Annotated in this window: 15 protein-coding genes; 7 read left to right on the forward strand and 8 right to left on the reverse strand. The window is 70.4% G+C overall.

Translation table 11 applies throughout. The annotated features are described in order from the left end of the window. Positions 1 to 66: 66 nt before the first annotated feature. Complete coding sequence (gene egtB, locus OG883_RS13355) at positions 67 to 1,377, reverse strand: ergothioneine biosynthesis protein EgtB (protein ID WP_266539576.1); 1,311 nt, start codon at positions 1,375 to 1,377, stop codon at positions 67 to 69. Next, positions 1,374 to 2,648: an ergothioneine biosynthesis glutamate--cysteine ligase EgtA gene (gene egtA, locus OG883_RS13360; protein ID WP_266539579.1), complete on the reverse strand. Its 1,275-nt coding sequence runs from the start codon at positions 2,646 to 2,648 to the stop codon at positions 1,374 to 1,376. The genes egtB and egtA overlap by 4 nt, the downstream gene beginning before the upstream one ends. Positions 2,649 to 2,837: 189 nt before the next feature. Here egtA and OG883_RS13365 point away from each other — a divergent pair, with 189 nt between their 5' ends. After that, a complete protein-coding gene (locus tag OG883_RS13365) occupies positions 2,838 to 3,689 on the forward strand; it encodes a TIGR02452 family protein (RefSeq protein ID WP_266539582.1) in 852 nt (283 codons plus the stop codon). On the opposite strand, the gene OG883_RS13370 is transcribed toward OG883_RS13365, so the two are convergent. Both OG883_RS13370 and OG883_RS13375 read right to left on the reverse strand, forming a co-directional pair. Next, positions 3,674 to 4,156, reverse strand: a complete 483-nt coding sequence (locus OG883_RS13370; protein ID WP_266541503.1) for a type II toxin-antitoxin system PemK/MazF family toxin — start codon at positions 4,154 to 4,156, stop codon at positions 3,674 to 3,676. The genes OG883_RS13365 and OG883_RS13370 overlap by 16 nt on opposite strands. Before the next feature lie 121 nt (positions 4,157 to 4,277). Then, on the reverse strand, positions 4,278 to 4,970 hold the full coding sequence (locus OG883_RS13375; RefSeq protein WP_266539585.1) for an alpha/beta fold hydrolase: 693 nt from the start codon (positions 4,968 to 4,970) through the stop codon (positions 4,278 to 4,280). Between the two features lie 375 nt (positions 4,971 to 5,345). On the opposite strand from OG883_RS13375, the gene OG883_RS13380 reads away from it, so the two are divergent. The 3 genes from OG883_RS13380 to OG883_RS13390 all read left to right on the forward strand — a co-directional run bounded on the left by OG883_RS13380 (position 5,346) and on the right by OG883_RS13390 (position 8,013). Further along, positions 5,346 to 6,368 (forward strand): LacI family DNA-binding transcriptional regulator, encoded by a 1,023-nt coding sequence (locus tag OG883_RS13380; protein WP_266539587.1) that lies wholly within the window; start codon positions 5,346 to 5,348, stop codon positions 6,366 to 6,368. A gap of 73 nt (positions 6,369 to 6,441) precedes the next feature. After that, positions 6,442 to 6,711: a hypothetical protein gene (locus tag OG883_RS13385; protein ID WP_266539590.1), complete on the forward strand. Its 270-nt coding sequence runs from the start codon at positions 6,442 to 6,444 to the stop codon at positions 6,709 to 6,711. A 141-nt stretch (positions 6,712 to 6,852) separates the two neighbouring features. Beyond that, positions 6,853 to 8,013, forward strand: a complete 1,161-nt coding sequence (locus OG883_RS13390) for an IS701 family transposase (protein ID WP_266533120.1) — start codon at positions 6,853 to 6,855, stop codon at positions 8,011 to 8,013. A gap of 184 nt (positions 8,014 to 8,197) precedes the next feature. Here the strand turns inward: OG883_RS13390 and trxA are convergent, their stop codons facing one another. Further along, positions 8,198 to 8,593, reverse strand: a complete 396-nt coding sequence (gene trxA / locus OG883_RS13395) for a thioredoxin (protein ID WP_266539593.1) — start codon at positions 8,591 to 8,593, stop codon at positions 8,198 to 8,200. A gap of 118 nt (positions 8,594 to 8,711) precedes the next feature. Here trxA and OG883_RS13400 point away from each other — a divergent pair, with 118 nt between their 5' ends. Further along, complete coding sequence (locus OG883_RS13400) at positions 8,712 to 10,142, forward strand: NAD(P)/FAD-dependent oxidoreductase (RefSeq protein WP_266539596.1); 1,431 nt, start codon at positions 8,712 to 8,714, stop codon at positions 10,140 to 10,142. 259 nt (positions 10,143 to 10,401) lie between these two features. Here the strand turns inward: OG883_RS13400 and OG883_RS13405 are convergent, their stop codons facing one another. Further along, on the reverse strand, positions 10,402 to 10,860 hold the full coding sequence (locus OG883_RS13405; protein ID WP_266539599.1) for a carboxymuconolactone decarboxylase family protein: 459 nt from the start codon (positions 10,858 to 10,860) through the stop codon (positions 10,402 to 10,404). Between the two features lie 124 nt (positions 10,861 to 10,984). Between OG883_RS13405 and sigJ the strand changes: the two genes are divergently transcribed. Then, a complete protein-coding gene (gene sigJ, locus OG883_RS13410) occupies positions 10,985 to 11,854 on the forward strand; it encodes an RNA polymerase sigma factor SigJ (RefSeq protein ID WP_266539602.1) in 870 nt (289 codons plus the stop codon). A gap of 99 nt (positions 11,855 to 11,953) precedes the next feature. Here the strand turns inward: sigJ and OG883_RS13415 are convergent, their stop codons facing one another. Next, the gene (locus OG883_RS13415; RefSeq protein ID WP_266539605.1) at positions 11,954 to 12,298 is read right to left on the reverse strand and encodes a hypothetical protein; all 345 of its coding nucleotides are present in this window, start codon (positions 12,296 to 12,298) and stop codon (positions 11,954 to 11,956) included. Positions 12,299 to 12,619: 321 nt separating this feature from the next. Beyond that, the gene (locus OG883_RS13420; protein ID WP_266539608.1) at positions 12,620 to 13,483 is read right to left on the reverse strand and encodes a (2Fe-2S)-binding protein; all 864 of its coding nucleotides are present in this window, start codon (positions 13,481 to 13,483) and stop codon (positions 12,620 to 12,622) included. Between the two features lie 289 nt (positions 13,484 to 13,772). On the opposite strand from OG883_RS13420, the gene OG883_RS13425 reads away from it, so the two are divergent. After that, a complete protein-coding gene (locus OG883_RS13425; protein ID WP_266539611.1) occupies positions 13,773 to 14,963 on the forward strand; it encodes an acetyl-CoA carboxylase biotin carboxylase subunit family protein in 1,191 nt (396 codons plus the stop codon). Positions 14,964 to 15,004: the final 41 nt, after the last annotated feature.

The following is a 15,004-nucleotide window of genomic DNA, read 5'->3' on the forward strand; positions in this document are numbered from 1 at the left end:
TTCGGCGTGCGCCGCGGCCGGGTGACGCGCCACGCGTCGTCCGTGCGGCCGGCCCCGTCCGTGTACTCACGATCCCTCCTGCGGGTCCGCGTCCCTCGCCGTGCGGAAACCGGAGAAGATCTGGCGGCGCACCGGCAGGTCCCAGTTGCGGAAGGTACCGCGGCAGGCCACCGCGTCCACGGCGAACGAACCACCGCGCAGCACCTTGTGCGCGCTGCCGAAGAAGACCTCGGAGTACTCGCGGTAGGGGAAGGCGGCGAAGCCCGGATACGGCAGGAAGTCGCTGGCCGTCCACTCCCACACATCACCGATCAACTGCCGGACGCCGAGCGGGGATTCGCCCTCCGGATAGCTGCCGGCCGAAGCGGGCCGCAGATGGCGCTGGCCGAGGTTGGCGTGCGACGGTGTCGGATCGGCGTCGCCCCACGGATAGCGCAGGGAACGGCCCGCGTCCGGATCGTGCCGGGCGGCCTTCTCCCACTCGGCCTCGGTGGGCAGCCGCCGCCCCGCCCAGCGGGCGTACGCATCGGCTTCGTACCAGCTCACATGCAGCACCGGCTCGTCCGCCGGCACCGGCTCCACCACCCCGAAGCGGCGGCGCAGCCACTGCCCTCCCTCGTGCTGCCAGAACAGCGGCGCACTGATGCCGTGCTGCCGGATCTGGTCCCAGCCCTCGGCCGCCCACCAGCGCTGCTCGCGGTAGCCGCCGTCCTCGATGAAGGCCTGGTAGGCGCCGCAGGTCACCGGCACGGTGTCGATGAAGTACGCCGACACGAGACGCTGATGCGCGGGCCGCTCATTGTCCAGCGCCCACGGCTCGGTGGAGGTACCCATCGTGAACGGGCCGCCCGGGACAAGCACTTCGGCAGGCAGGTCCTGAGCGCTGCCCGCCTGAGGCTCGGGAGCGGTGAGCGCGGCCGGGCCCCTCCGCAGCTGATGGGTGATCAGCATGGTCTCGTCGTGCTGCTGTTCGTGCTGCGCGATCATCCCGAAGGCGAAGCCGGAATCGATGAGCCGCCCTCCTTCGAGGGGGGTGCGGTCGAGGATGTCGAGGACTCTGCCCCGTACGTCCGAGGCGTAGACGCGCGCCTCGGCCGGGGCGAGCAGCGGAAGCGTGGGCCGCAGCGCGCGAGGATGCTCGAAGGCGTCGTAGACCGAGTCGATCTCGGGCCGCAGCGCCTCACGCCCGCCCACCGTCCGCAGCAGCCACTGCTCCTCCTGGTTGCCGATGTGTGCCAGATCCCAGACCAGCGGAGACATCAACGGGGAGTGCTGGGCGGTCAGATCATGGTCGTCCACGCAGGAGGTGAGCAGCGCGGTGCGGCTGCGGGCGGCGGTGAGTGCGTCGAGTGCGCGCCGTCGTAGTTCTTCACTCATGTGCTCAGTTCCTTCCCGAGGGACGGGATGCGCAGATCATCGGCGGGACATCGGCCCGTCAGGACATGACGCTCGTTGAAGTCGGCGACCGTGTCCTGCACGGCTTTCGACGCACCGATGCGGGGGAGTGCCTCCAGGGCGACGGCGAAGCAGGTCACCGCCGCCGCGTGCAGCTCGGGATCGGCCAGCCCGTCCCTGGCGGCGCTGACCCAGAGGGGGTTGCGCGGCGCGGGCAGCGGACCGGCAGTCTCCGCCAGCGGTTTGACGGCGCGATAGACCGTCTCCGCCGCCTCGGCGTCGTCGAACAGTGCGGTGGTGACGGCCAGCGGCACCATCCAGCCGTCCTCGCCCGACTGGGCGTCGATCATGCGCAATTCGAGATGGCCCCGGGGCCGTACCGGGGGAAAGAGCGTGGTCAGGTGGTAGTCGAGGTCTTCCCGGGTGGGCCGGCGTGGCACCCCTGAGCGCATCCACTGGCGAAAGGTGAGTCTCTCGGGCTGCTCCCACGGACTCTCTGCCATACGGACACACATCACCGGCGCGTCCAGCGCATGCGCGGTCCAGGCGGACCGCGGCTCCAGGCCCAGGGGCGGCGCAATGGGCCGTACGGCATCGAGCTCCGCCCACACGGCCTGCCGGGTGGAGCGCCACCCGGTGTAGCGGCCCTCCCGCGCGGGGGAGTTGGCGAACGCCGCCATCAGCACCGCTCCCAGCAGATGCGCGAGCTGCCAGCGCCGGCCGTGCCCGAGCGGACCCGGCTCCGCCTCGCCCGCGTCCAGACAGATCTGTATGGAGGCCGACGTGCACATCATGGCGCGACCGGACGGGCCCGTCCGGTCGAAGTATGCCTCCATGACGTCGTAACGGGGTGCGTGCAGCAGTCGGCGCGGCGGATGCCAGGGATCGAGGCCGAGTCCGGTGAGAGCGAGGCCTGCCGGGCGGAGCGCGGAGCGTACCGCGTCCAGATCGGCGGCGATGGAGTCGATGCACTCCATCAGGGAGGCGGCGGGAGCCGAGCTGAGCTCCAGCTGGCCGCCTGGTTCGAAGGTGAGGGCCGAGTTCAGTGGCAGGGAACGTACCTGGTCGAAGGCCGCCTCGAGACGGTCGGCCCGGACGCGGTGCTGGGGCAGGTCCAGGTCATGGACGAGCCATTCCACCTCCACGCCCACGGTGCGCGGTGGCCCGTTCTTGAAGCAGATACATCGGAGCAGGTCTTCTGCCTCGTCCTCGGCGATCGGCCGGCCGTAGTCGCCCGGATCGGGTGGATGCATGATCGGCTCCTCTGTCGACGGCTCTCTGCCAACCTAAGGCTACGGCCGCCGCTTCGCACAAGAGTGCCGCCGATATGCCCCTGACCTGCCCGTTACCTGCCCAGGGACAGGCCCGATCTGCCCGTGACGGGGCGCTGACGAGCGGAAATCCGATTGCCGCATACCCCCCTGGTCGCCGAGGATGCGCGCATGAGTGCACGACTGCGGGGGATCGCAAAGGAAACCGAAGAGATCGTCGAAGCGGGCCGGTATCACCTGCCCGGCGGACGAGAGATACGGATCGGGACCGAGGTGAGTGCCGCGCTGGAGGGCACCCGGATGTACGGCCCCGGGCCCGTACCCGTCACGCCCGGCACGGACCGTACAACAGCGTTCGAGGTCACCGGCGAGAGCAGCATGGAAGCCGCCCGTCGGCTGACCGCCGCGGACGCGGGACCGGTCGCCGTCCTGAACTTCGCCTCCGCGCGCAACCCGGGCGGCGGCTATCTCAACGGCGCACAGGCGCAGGAGGAAGCGCTCTGCCGTGCCTCCGCCCTGTACGTCACGCTGCTGCGTGCACCCGAGTTCTACAGCCATCACCGCGCCGACCGCAGCCCGTTCTACACCGACCGGGTCATCCACTCGCCCGGTGTGCCGGTCTTCCGTGACGACCGAGGACGGCTGCTGGACGCGCCGTACACCGTGGGCTTTTTGACCTCGCCCGCGCCGAACGCCGGAGTGATCGCGATGCGCACCCCGGACCAGGCGCACCGCATCCCGGCCGCCCTGGCCGCCCGCGCCGAGCGGGTCCTGGAGACGGCGGCCGGGCGCGGCTACCGGCGTCTGGTGCTGGGCGCCTGGGGCTGCGGGGTCTTCCGCAACGACCCCGCAGTGGTGGCGGGCGCCTTCCACGCACTGCTCACCGGGGGCGGACGGTTTGCGGGGCACTTCGAGGAGATCGTCTTCGCGGTACTGGACCGTACGCCCGCGCAGGCCACGCTCGGGGCGTTCCAGCGGACCTTCGCCGACCGGCTCGAGCGGCTCGGTCAGCGCCAGCCGTAGCGCTCCCGCAGCCGCTGTACGACCATGTCGAAGCGGGATCGGTCGAGCGCACACGCCTCACGGCGCATACCGTCCTCATGTACCCGCAGGACGCGGTCGAGGTCTACCCAGGACTCGCGTCCCGCGCGGTCCCACGGCCCGACGCCGATCGCCACCCACTCGCGGTCCCGGTCGTGGCGCTTGCTGGAGAGCTGGACGGCGAGCAGCGTGCCGCTCTTCTCCCGGGCCACCACCAGCACCGGGCGATCCTTGCCGCGCCCGTCGTTCTCCTCGAAAGGCACCCAGGTCCAGACGATTTCGCCGGGGTCGGGATCACCGTCGCGGTCGGGGGCGTACGAGGTGCGGACCGAGCCCACCTCGGTGGGATCGGCCTCGGTGGTGGCGGCGGGGCCGCTGCTGCCGGGAAGGTCGGAGGGCCCGCCGGATGTGCTGAATGCGCCGGATGTGCCGGATGCGCCAGGGAAGATCGTCACCCGCCTCACGGTAGGACCAGTAGCGGCAGTGCCGGGAGGCGGGTCGGGGAACGGGAGCCGTCACCTCCGGCACGGCACATCCGGCATTTCACCTCCGGCTGGTAGATCCAACCCGTCAGATCCAGCCCTCCAGCGACGTCATGAAGGCGTCGAAGTCGTCACGGTGGATGGTGTGGCCCGCGCCCTTGACCGTACGGACCTCGAAGCCGCGCCTCGCCAGCTCGGCGGCGTCGGCGGGAGAGACGAGAAGGCTCGGGTCGGCACGTGTCACCAGCGAAGGTACGACCGGTTTCGCCGGCCGCAGATCTGCGCCGAAGGTCTCGGTGAGGCCGAACGCGGTGGCCTCGTCCCAGAGCCTCAGAGTCTCCAGCTCGATGTCGACGTCACGCCCCTCCCAGCGCGGGTTCAAGGCCGCGATCTCCTCCCGCGTAAAGGCCTTGGCCCGGGCGAGGCGCTCGGGTCCGGTCCCGAGCGCGGCGGGGAGATGCCAGGCCGGGTCGGAGTAGACCGCACGCCGGGGCGCGAGCCGCTCCACGGCCAGCGAGAGCGTGAGGCCGCCCAGTGAGTGACCCACCGCCAACTCGGCGCCGCGGGGCAGCGTCTCGACGAGGTCGTCCGCGAAGAGCAGCGGGCTGTACGTGTCGCGGCCGCTTGCCCCGTGGCCGCGCAGATCGACGGCGATGACGCGGTAGCCCTGGGCGGCGAGCGCGGGCCCGACCTTCCGCCAGGTGCGGTGGTCGGCCATGATCCCGTGGACGAGGAGCGCGACGCGGTCGCCCTCGCCCCAGCTGGTGGTATGGAGTTGCACAGTGATGCCCTTCGAGTCCGATGCGGTGCGTGCGGTGCATGTCGGTGGGTTCAACAGACAGTACGGATCAGGTGCCCGGCACGTGCCCCGACGGCTGAGAGAGCTCCTGCCGCCGGTTCGAAGGCCCCGGCGGAGATCGCGGAGAGACCGGATACCAGGCCGAAGCCGGTCACGTTCCGGCCCTTGGGGCTGTGTGGCCGGCCGGGGCAAGAAGCGGCCGCTGTGCCCTTCCCGATAGGTGATCACATGCGGGGACCAGGAAGGAGACTCCGGCGTGTTGCACGTGTCAATGACTCGTGTAAACCCTGTGTGGCACTCGTTTCCGGCCATCCGTCAGACCTCGTGCACGACAGGTCTGGAAGGATGCCGAGGGCGATGAGCCAGACACCCGAGCAGTCCGCAGAACGCCCCGTTCCGACCAGTGCAGATGTCGCCCGGCTGGCCGGAGTCTCGCGGGCCACCGTCTCGTACGTCCTCAACAACACCGCAGCCGTACGGATCAGTGAGCCCACCCGCTGCCGTGTCCGGGAGGCCGCCGAAGAACTGGGTTATGTACCCCACGCCGCGGCCCGCAGCCTGCGCGCCGGACACACCCGGATGGTCCTGCTCCCCACGGCGCACGTCCCCGTCGGACCGCTGTACAGCCGCTTCTTCAACGAACTCCAGTGGGCGCTGCGCCGCCTCGACTACACCGTCGTGCAGTACGGCAGCCTGGGCCTCGACGGCGACGAGGCCGCCCGCGCCTGGGCGGAACTGCGCCCCGTCGCGGTCGTCTCCCTCGGGGAGGTCGCGCTCACCCGGCAGGGCGTCGCCGTTCTCAAGCGCTCCGGGGCCAAAGCCGTCATCACGCTCGGCCCGCAGCAGGTCGAAGGCGCCCACTCCCTCGTCATGGACCAGCGCGAGATCGGCGGCTGTGCTGTGGCGCACCTGCTGGAGCGCGGCCGGCGCGGCATCGGCGTCGTCATGCCGCAGGAGCCGGGGCTCGAGCTCTTCTCCGAGCCGCGGCTCGAAGGGGCGCGGACGGCAGCGGCGGGCACCGGTGCCCGGATCGAGCCGCTGACCATGGCGTACGGCGAGGAGTCGGCCGCCGTACTTGCCGCCCGCTGGCGGGGGCTCGATCTCGATGCCGTCTACGCCTACAACGACGAGTACGCCATGCTCCTGATGCGTGCCCTCCAGGACGAGGGCATCGACATCCCGCACGAGGTGGCGGTGATGGGGGCCGACGATCTGCTCCTCGGCAGACTGCTGCGGCCCCGGCTGAGCACGGTGCAGATCGACCTGGTCGCCGGTCAGCGACTTGCCGAACTCGTCGACCGCGTCGTGCGCGACCCCGGCGACGAGCCCGAGCGGCACGATCTGATGGGGGCGCGGCCGCTCCACCGCGAGTCCAGCTGACCCCCGCACCCGTACCCCCGGTGCCTCCCGGTGACGACATGCGCGCCCGACGGCGCGTGTCTAGCGTCGTTGCATGAGCACTCATCCGCAGCGCTTCGAGATCCTGGTGGTCCCCGAGCACGTTGAGGGCAGCGATGCCGCTTCCCTGGCCCAGAGCGCCCTCCGCTCGGCCGTGGTGCAGGCCACGGGGCAGCGCGGGTCCTCCGGCTACCCGCGCTATGTGGGCGAGGGCATGGAGGCCGACATCGACCCGGCGACCCGCACGGTCGAGGCCCTGCTGGTCGACGGGTCGGAGCTGGACTACGGGATGTCGGCGCGGGTGGTCGAGGTGCCGGACAACTGACCACCCGCGCGGGCCCGGGCCCCGCCTCCCGGGACGGGGGGCGAGGGCAGGGCGAAGGCGAGTACTGGCTTCTTAAAGCACGTCCTAGTACTGCAACGGTGCTTGCCGTGACGGTTGGGCAGGTCGGTCGTTTATCAGGTCATGGGTGGGGAACTTGCTGATGCCCGGTCGTGGGCCGGTGAACTGAAGGCCTTGCACGAGCGGTTCGTGCACCGTTTCTCCAGGTCGGAGCCGCGGGAGTCGGCTCTCGCCTATATGCGGGGGCTGATAGCTCCGCTGGAGCGGAAGAACGGCTGGACGCTTGCCGAGGAGGCCGGGCATGGCGGCCCGGACCGGATCCACCGGCTGCTGAACCGGATCGACTGGAGCGCGGACGAAGTCCTGGACGACGTGCGGGACTACGTCGTCGAGCACCTCGGCGATCCGGATGCGGTGCTGATCGTGGACGACACCGGGTTCCTGAAGAAGGGCATCCGCTCGGCCGGGGTCCAGCGCCAATACTCCGGAACCGCCGGCCGGACGGAGAACTCCCAGATCGGGGTCTTCCTCGCCTATGCCGGCGGACGCGGCCGCACATTGATCGACCGCCGCCTCTATCTGCCCACCTCATGGACCGATGACCGCGACCGGTGCCGGGCCGCGGGCATCGACGACACGGTCGCCTTCGAGACGAAAGTGGTGATGGCCAAGGCCATGGTCCGCCGGGCGATCACGGACCGGATCCCGTTCCGGTGGGTGACCGCCGACGCCGCCTACGGCTTCTCCAAGGGCTGGCGTTCTGAGCTGGAGCGGGCGGATGTCTTCCACGTGATGGCCACCACCCGGCATGACACCGTCGTCACCCGCTGGGCCATGGACCACCCCGTTCACGATCTGTTTCCCGGGCTGTCCCGGCAGAAGTGGAAGCGCCGTTCCTGCGGCAACGGCGCCCACGGCCCGAGGGTCTACGACTGGGCGAGGGTCGAGGTCCGTCCCTGGCACCGCGAGGACCGTCGTCACTGGGTGATCGCCCGCCGAAGTGTCCGCCGGCCCGAGGAGATCTCCTACTACATCGCCTACTGCCCGGCCGACACCACACTCGACGAGCTGATCCGCATCGCGGGCAGCCGGTGGGCGGTCGAGGAGTGCTTCCAGACCGCGAAGCAGGAGTGCGGCCTGGACGACTACCAGGTCCGCCGCTACGACGGCTGGCACCGCCACATCACCCTGGCCATGGCCGCACACGCCTGCCTCACCGTCCTGCGGGCCCGTGAACTCGACACCGGGAAAGCAGAAACGGATCCTCCCAGCTCATACCCCTGACCCTCCCCGAACTCAGACGCCTGATCACCCGCCTCACTCGACCCCGCCCAAGCACCGACCACGTCCTGCACTGGTCACACTGGCGCCGCAGACGACAACACCAAGCCCGCATCAGCCACTACAAACGACGCGGCCACACACCACCAGAAGCCAACAAACCATCAGAGCAAAGACCGTTGCAGTACTAGGACTCGGTCGAGGCCTCCGGCGCCGCAGCACCGTCCTTGGCGTCCTCGATCGACTTGCGGACCTGGTCCATGTCCAGCCCGCGCGCCTGACCGATCACATCCTCCAGGGCGGCCTCCGGCAGCGCGCCGGGCTGGGCGAAGACCGCGACATTGTCGCGGACGATCATCAGCGTGGGGATCGAGCGGATCTCGAAGGCGGCTGCGAGCTCCTGCTGAGCTTCGGTGTCGACCTTCGCGAAGACCAGGTCCGGGTGACGCTCGGCGGCGCCCTCGTACACCGGGGCGAACTGTCGGCAAGGACCGCACCAGGAAGCCCAGAAGTCGATCAAAATGAAGTCGTTGTCGGTCACGACCTGATCGAAGTTTTCCTTGGTGAGCTCAACAGTGCTCATGACGTGCTACCTCTTCCTGATGTCCGGCGGACTCGCCCCCGACAACGGTGCCCGGGGCCTTGCTATTCCTCCCCCTGCCCATGTGGCCAGGACGCACACCCGGGACCAGACTGGCTCTATGACGGATGCTGTGGAGTACGACGTCGTCGTGCTGGGTGCGGGCCCGGTCGGGGAGAACCTTGCGGATCGGACAAGGGCGGCGGGCCTGAGCACGGCGGTCGTGGAGAGCGAACTGGTCGGTGGCGAGTGTTCGTACTGGGCGTGCACGCCCAGCAAGGCCCTGCTGCGCCCGGCGATCGCGCGGGCGGATGCCCGCCGCGTCCCGGGCCTGCGTGAGTCGGTACAGAAGCCGCTCGACCCCGAGGCCGTCCTGGCCCACCGTGACGAGTACGTCTCCCACTGGAAGGACGACGGCCAGGTCGGCTGGCTGGACTCGATCGGCAGCCGCCTCTACCGCGGACACGGCAGGCTGCACGGCCCCAAGAAGGTCGTCGTCGAGGGTCCCGAGGGCGAGCGCCATGTCCTGACCGCGCGACATGCCGTCGCCGTGTGCACCGGCAGCCGTGCCGTCCTGCCAGGCGTTCCCGGCCTGGCCGGCGCCAAAGCGTGGACGAGCCGCGAGGCCACCAGCGCCCGCAGTGTGCCCGGCCGGCTCGCGGTCGTCGGCGGGGGAGTGGTCGGGGTGGAGATGGCCACCGCCTGGCAGGCGCTCGGCGCGCAGATCACCCTGCTCGTACGCGGCGCAGGGCTGCTGCCCCGGATGGAGCCCTTCGTCGGTGAGCATGTCGCCGATGCCCTGACCGAGGCAGGCGCCCAGGTCCGCACGCACACCGCTGTCGCCTCGGTCGAGCGCTCCGGCGGCACCGGCCCCGTCACGCTGGTGCTGGACGGCGGCGAGCGGATCGAGGCCGACGAGGTTCTCTTCGCGACCGGCCGCGCCCCGCGTACCGACGATCTCGGCCTGGAGTCGGTGGGCCAGGAACCGGGCTCCTGGCTGCCCGTCGACGACAGCTGCCGGGTCAAGGGCAGCGACTGGCTGTACGCGGTCGGCGACGTGAACCGCCGGGCGCTCCTCACCCACCAGGGCAAGTACCAGGCCCGTATCGCGGGAGCCGCCATCGCGGCCAGGGCCCAGCGGGTCCCCCTGCTGGAGAGCGACCGCTGGGGCGCCCACGCCGCGACCGCCGACCATGCGGCGGTCCCGCAGGTCGTCTTCACCGACCCCGAGGCCGCGGCCGTCGGACTCTCCCTCGTCCAGGCCGAGGAGGCCGGCCACCGGGTGCGCGCCGTCGACTACGACCTGGCCTCCGTCGCGGGGGCGGCTCTGTACGCGGACGGCTACCGCGGCCACGCCCGGATGATCGTCGACCTGGACCGCGAGATCCTGCTCGGCGTCACCTTCGTGGGGCCGGGTGTCGGTGAACTGCTGCACTCGGCCACGGTGGCGGTCGCGGGAGAGGTGCCGATCGACCGGCTGTGGCATGCGGTTCCCGCGTTTCCGACGATCAGTGAGGTGTGGCTGCGCCTGCTGGAGACGTACCGCGGTTGAGTCACTGCCGTCGCGCCACTGCCGTCGAGCGTCGCCGTCGAGCGGATGCGGATACGGCGGGTGCAGACGGCTGCCGTAACGGTCCACCGGGGTCCCGCTCTGCCGGTCAATCGCTCCGCCGCCGACCGGACGGCGGCCACGGTGCTGCTGCCGCTGGACGACAAGTGTGGTGTGACGAAGGACCGGTCGCCTGGGGAACGCGGGTCGGCGCTGTCACCTCGTGGGGTAGCGGTGGCCGCGCCGGCCCGGCCGGTGGCGGTCAGCTCCAGTCCGTGCCCGCGACCTGGCGGGTGGCCAGGTTCAGGCGGTTCCAGACATTCACCGTGGCGATGGCGAGGATCAGGGACGCGAGCTGCTCCTCGTTGTAGTGCTTGGCGGCCTCGTCGTAGACCGCGTCCGGGACCGGGTCGGACTGGTCGGCGGTGCGGGTGACGGCCTCGGCGAGGGCGAGTGCGGCGCGCTCGGCGTCGGTGAAGTACGGCGCGTCGCGCCAGCCGGCGACGGTGTCGATGCGCTCGTCCGATTCGCCGGCCTTGCGCAGGTCGCGGGCGTGCATGTGCAGGCACACGCTGCAGCCGTTGATCTGGCTGGCGCGCAGGTTGACCAGCTCGAGGGTGGCGGAGGGGATGCCGGTGGCGGCGGCCGCCCGGCCGAGCGCGAGCAGGGGCTTGATGGCATTGGGAACGACCAGTGCGGGGTTGCCCATACGTGCGGTCATGACAGTTCTCGTTGGGTTTCCGCCGGGCCCGGAGGCGGAACAACCACCGGCTCGTTCGGCGGGTCCTATCGTCGGGATCTTGTTCGTCACTGCACTGACGGAACGCGACGGGAGAATGTGACCGGTGAACGAAGAGGAATTTCTGGCGGAGCGGTTCGAGGCCGACAGAGGCCATCTGCGGTCGGTGGCCTACCGGATGCTCGGCTCGCTCAGCGAGGCGGAGGACGCCGTGCAGGAAGCCTGGTTCCGGCTTCACCGCACCGACGTCAGCGAGGTCCGGAACCTGAGCGGGTGGCTGACCACCGTCGTCGGCCGGGTCTGCCTGGACATGCTGCGCTCGCGCACGTCACGGCGTGAGGAAGCGCTGGACACCTACGTGCCCGATCCGATCGTCAGCCCCGCGGCCGGGGGCGACCCCGAGCACGAAGCCCTGCAGTCCGACTCCGTAGGTCTCGCCCTGCTCGTGGTCCTGGAGGCGCTGCCGCCGGCCGAGCGGCTCGCGTTCGTCCTGCACGACATGTTCGCCGTGCCCTTCGACGACATCGCCCTCATCGTGGAGCGCACCCCGGCCGCGACCCGGCAGCTCGCCAGCCGCGCACGCCGCCGTGTCCAGGGAGCCGCCCCGGCCCCGGAGGCGGACCGCACCCGCCAGCGCGAGGTCGTCGACGCCTTCCTCGCCGCGGCGCGCGGCGGCGACTTCGAGGCGCTCGTCGCGGTCCTCGATCCCGATGTCCTCCTGCGCGCCGACACCGGCGCCGGACCGGCCGGTGTCTCCCGGCTGATCCGTGGCTCGCTGGCCGTGGCCCAACAGGCGCTCACCTTCCAGCGTTTCGCCCAGTACGCCCGGCCGGCACTCATCAATGGAGCCTGGGGAATCGTCACTGTCCCCCATGGACAGGCGTACTCCGTCATGGACTTCACCGTCAGGGACGGGAAGGTCGTCGAGATCAACCTGCTCGCCGACCCCGCGCGCCTTGGCCGGCTCGGCCTGTAGCAGTTGACCGCTGCCGCCCGCCGAGAGGTCCGCGGCATCGCCGAGCGCCCCCAGCCCGATTCACGTGGGCTGAGGGCGCTTGCGTGTGTGATGCCGGGATCAGTTCAGCGGGGCGCTGATGGTTCCGTTGAACTGGATGGGAGGCCATCCACGGGAAGCGGCGACCTCGTTCAGAGCGTTCGCGATCTCCAGCGCGGTGATGTTGTTCTTCGGCGGCGCGTTCTCGACCCGGACGCTGAACTTCACTTCCATGTACGCATCGATGTCGCCGATGCTGGTGGACCCCTCGAACTGGGTCCCGGGACCGAACTCGACGGCTGACGCCTTTGAAGCCCCGGTGGTCTCGACTCCGGCTGCCTGCGCGGAACCGCTGGACGCGAGGACCGCACCGGCTGCGGCGGTGCCCGAGTAACCCAGCAGAGCACGTCTGGAAACCCTGGTCATGTTCCCCTCCTTGATCACGCAAAGCCTCCCCCCTTGGAGGCTGGCGTTGATCATATGAACGCGAGGGATGTCGTGAGGCAGAACGAGATCATCCGCTTATCTCGGTCTTAAACGTCCGATGCCGCTGGTGCGTCGAGCGTGATCGCTCGGTTCGGTAGCCGGCGTACGCGGAAGCGGCCTTCGTCCGAGACATGCGCTCCGACCGAGGGGTACGCATGTCCGGTTCTTGCGGTCTGGTGGTCGTCCGGGGCCGGGTCGGCAGGGATTCGGCGCTCGGGCCGGGCAAGTGGACTTCGGGGCGGACGTGCCGGCCTTCGCGAGCTAAGCGGGCGCGTCGCCCTCGAGGCGGCGCACCCGCTCCGTGTCGCAGGTCCGGGGGCAGGTGCCGCAGGCCTCGGCGGGGCGGATCGTGTAGTAGAGGCAGCAGCCGAGACGCGTGCGGGTGGTGTACGACTGTCCTTCGCGGCCCGTCAGCCGGCGGAAGTCGGCACCGCCGGGGAACGGTGGGACGGGCCCCGGAAGCAACTCTCCGGCCGCCCGCACCGCTTGCTCCTCCTGCCCGAGCATGCGTCCGAGGTACCAGATACCTGACACCAGGTCGTCGCCGACCATGCCCCACAACGCCCGTGGCCCCCGCCGCAGTTGCGGGCCGATTGCGGCCAGCAGGGGGCGTACGTGGTCGGCGACAGCCGCCCGCAGCTCGTCCCGCAGCGCTTCCTCGTGCGCCACCACGCGGGCGCCGGGCAGCTCGGCCGCCGGATCGTCGGGGAGGCACGCGAAGCCGCCCGGGACGATTCCGTAGGCCCCCGTGGTCAGGCTGATCCGGACGTCGTACGGGCGGATCCTCGGCACGCGCCGTTCCAGGTACCAGGGGCCGCTCATCAGCAGGCTGACGGACCAGAGGTAGTCGTGCAGCGCGCGGGAGGCGACGACATCGCGCCGGGCGGTGTGTGCGTGACGGTTGTGGATGCGCCGCGCCTCGGCGTCGAGGAACGCGTCGAGGAGTTCCGGACGGCCCGCCAGTTCGGCGCCGTCGGCCCAGCCCTGGGCGGCCGGTGAGCCGGGTTCCGCGATGTCCACCTGCAACGACTGGCAGAGTACGGCGAGTCGTCGGTAGGTCGAGGTGAGCAGGGCGGAGCAGCTCACGACGGGTGCGGCCAGTGCAAACCCCGGGGCCAGGGTCACGGGTACTCCTCAACACCAAAGCGAATACGAGGGAGGAGATAAGGCAAGGCTCACCTTAACCACACTGAGGATCTCGATGGCGAACCGGGCCCGCCCCGCGGCGAATTGACAGACTTAGGTATGCCTAACCTAGGCTCTCCGTTCGTGATCCAGAACAGAGGGGTCGCTCTCCCGGGCGGCCTGCCCGCCCGGCGGATGCCGCTCATCCCCGCCGGTGCAGGCGCGTCGGCGCCGTGCGCCGCGCCGGGAACCTGTCCCACCCGACCTTGCGCGCGGAAGTGATCCCTTCATGCAGCTGTACCTGCTCGCCCTCAACCCGACCGACTCGGTCACCGAGGGATTCCTCCCCGCCGCCCACCGGCTCGGCCTCGACGTGACCGTGCTCACCGACCGGCCCGAGGCGCACCGTGCCGTCCACCCGGACATCGAGCTCCTGGAGTGCGACGTACACGACTTCCGTGCGGTCATCACCCGCATAGCGACGCACCGCACTGCGGACGCGGTTTTCACCAACAGCGACCACCTGCAGACCCAGGCGGCCCTGGCCGCAGGTTACTTCGGCCTCCCCGCCAAGAACTGGCAGGCCACGCTGCGTACCAAGGACAAGGCGGAGATGCGCCGCCACCTCTCCGCCACCGGCGCCGACACCGTCCGGGCGGCGGAGCTCGCCGCCGGACAGGACCCGGCCGGAGCACTCGGCCTCGACGTGCCGTACCCCTGTGTGGTCAAGCCGCGCGAGGGCGTGGCCAGCGAGGACGTGGTACTGGCACAAACGCCCGGAGACCTGGTGCTGCGCTGCAAGGAGATCCAGGCGCGCCGGCCGCGGGCCGCACTGGTCGTCGAGGAGTATCTGGCCGGCGAGCTGTACACCCTGGAGACGCTCGGAGACGGCCGCATCCGCCATGTGCTGGGCGGATTCCATACCGAGCTGTCCCCACCGCCGTACTTCATCGAGGAGCGGCTGTCCTACGTCCCGGTCCACCCCGAGCCGGTGGTGGCGCAGGTCCTCGCCCAGCTGGACGCGCTCGGAGTCGGCTTCGGCGCCTGCCACACCGAGTTTGTGGTGCACGAAGGACGCGCACGCCTCATCGAGGTCAACTACCGTGCCATCGGCGACCAGTGCGACCTGCTCCTCGCCCAGTTGCTGGACGTTCCGCTCTTCGAGCACATCCTCCGTACGCACCTGGGTGAGCCGCTGCCTGCGGATTTGGGGATACGGACCGACGGCGTGGCCCGGCTGGACTATCCGTGTGCGGAGCGCGCCGGAACGTTGCGGGCCGCACCCGCCGCAGCCGATCTGGCGTTCGGTGACGTGAAGCTGACATACCGTCCGCTGCGCGGGATCGGCGAGCGGCACGAGCTCTACCGCACCAACCGCGACTTTCTGGGCGTTGTCCGGGCCATCGGTGCCGACAAGGAATCCGTGGACCGGGTCGTGGCCGACTTCCTCGCCGCGCAGCGCTGGGAGATCACGCCGTGACGGAGAAGCGGCCGGAGGCGGGGAAGGAAACGCGGGCGGGG

The organism is Streptomyces sp. NBC_01142, assembly GCF_026341125.1.
Lineage (GTDB): Bacteria > Actinomycetota > Actinomycetes > Streptomycetales > Streptomycetaceae > Streptomyces.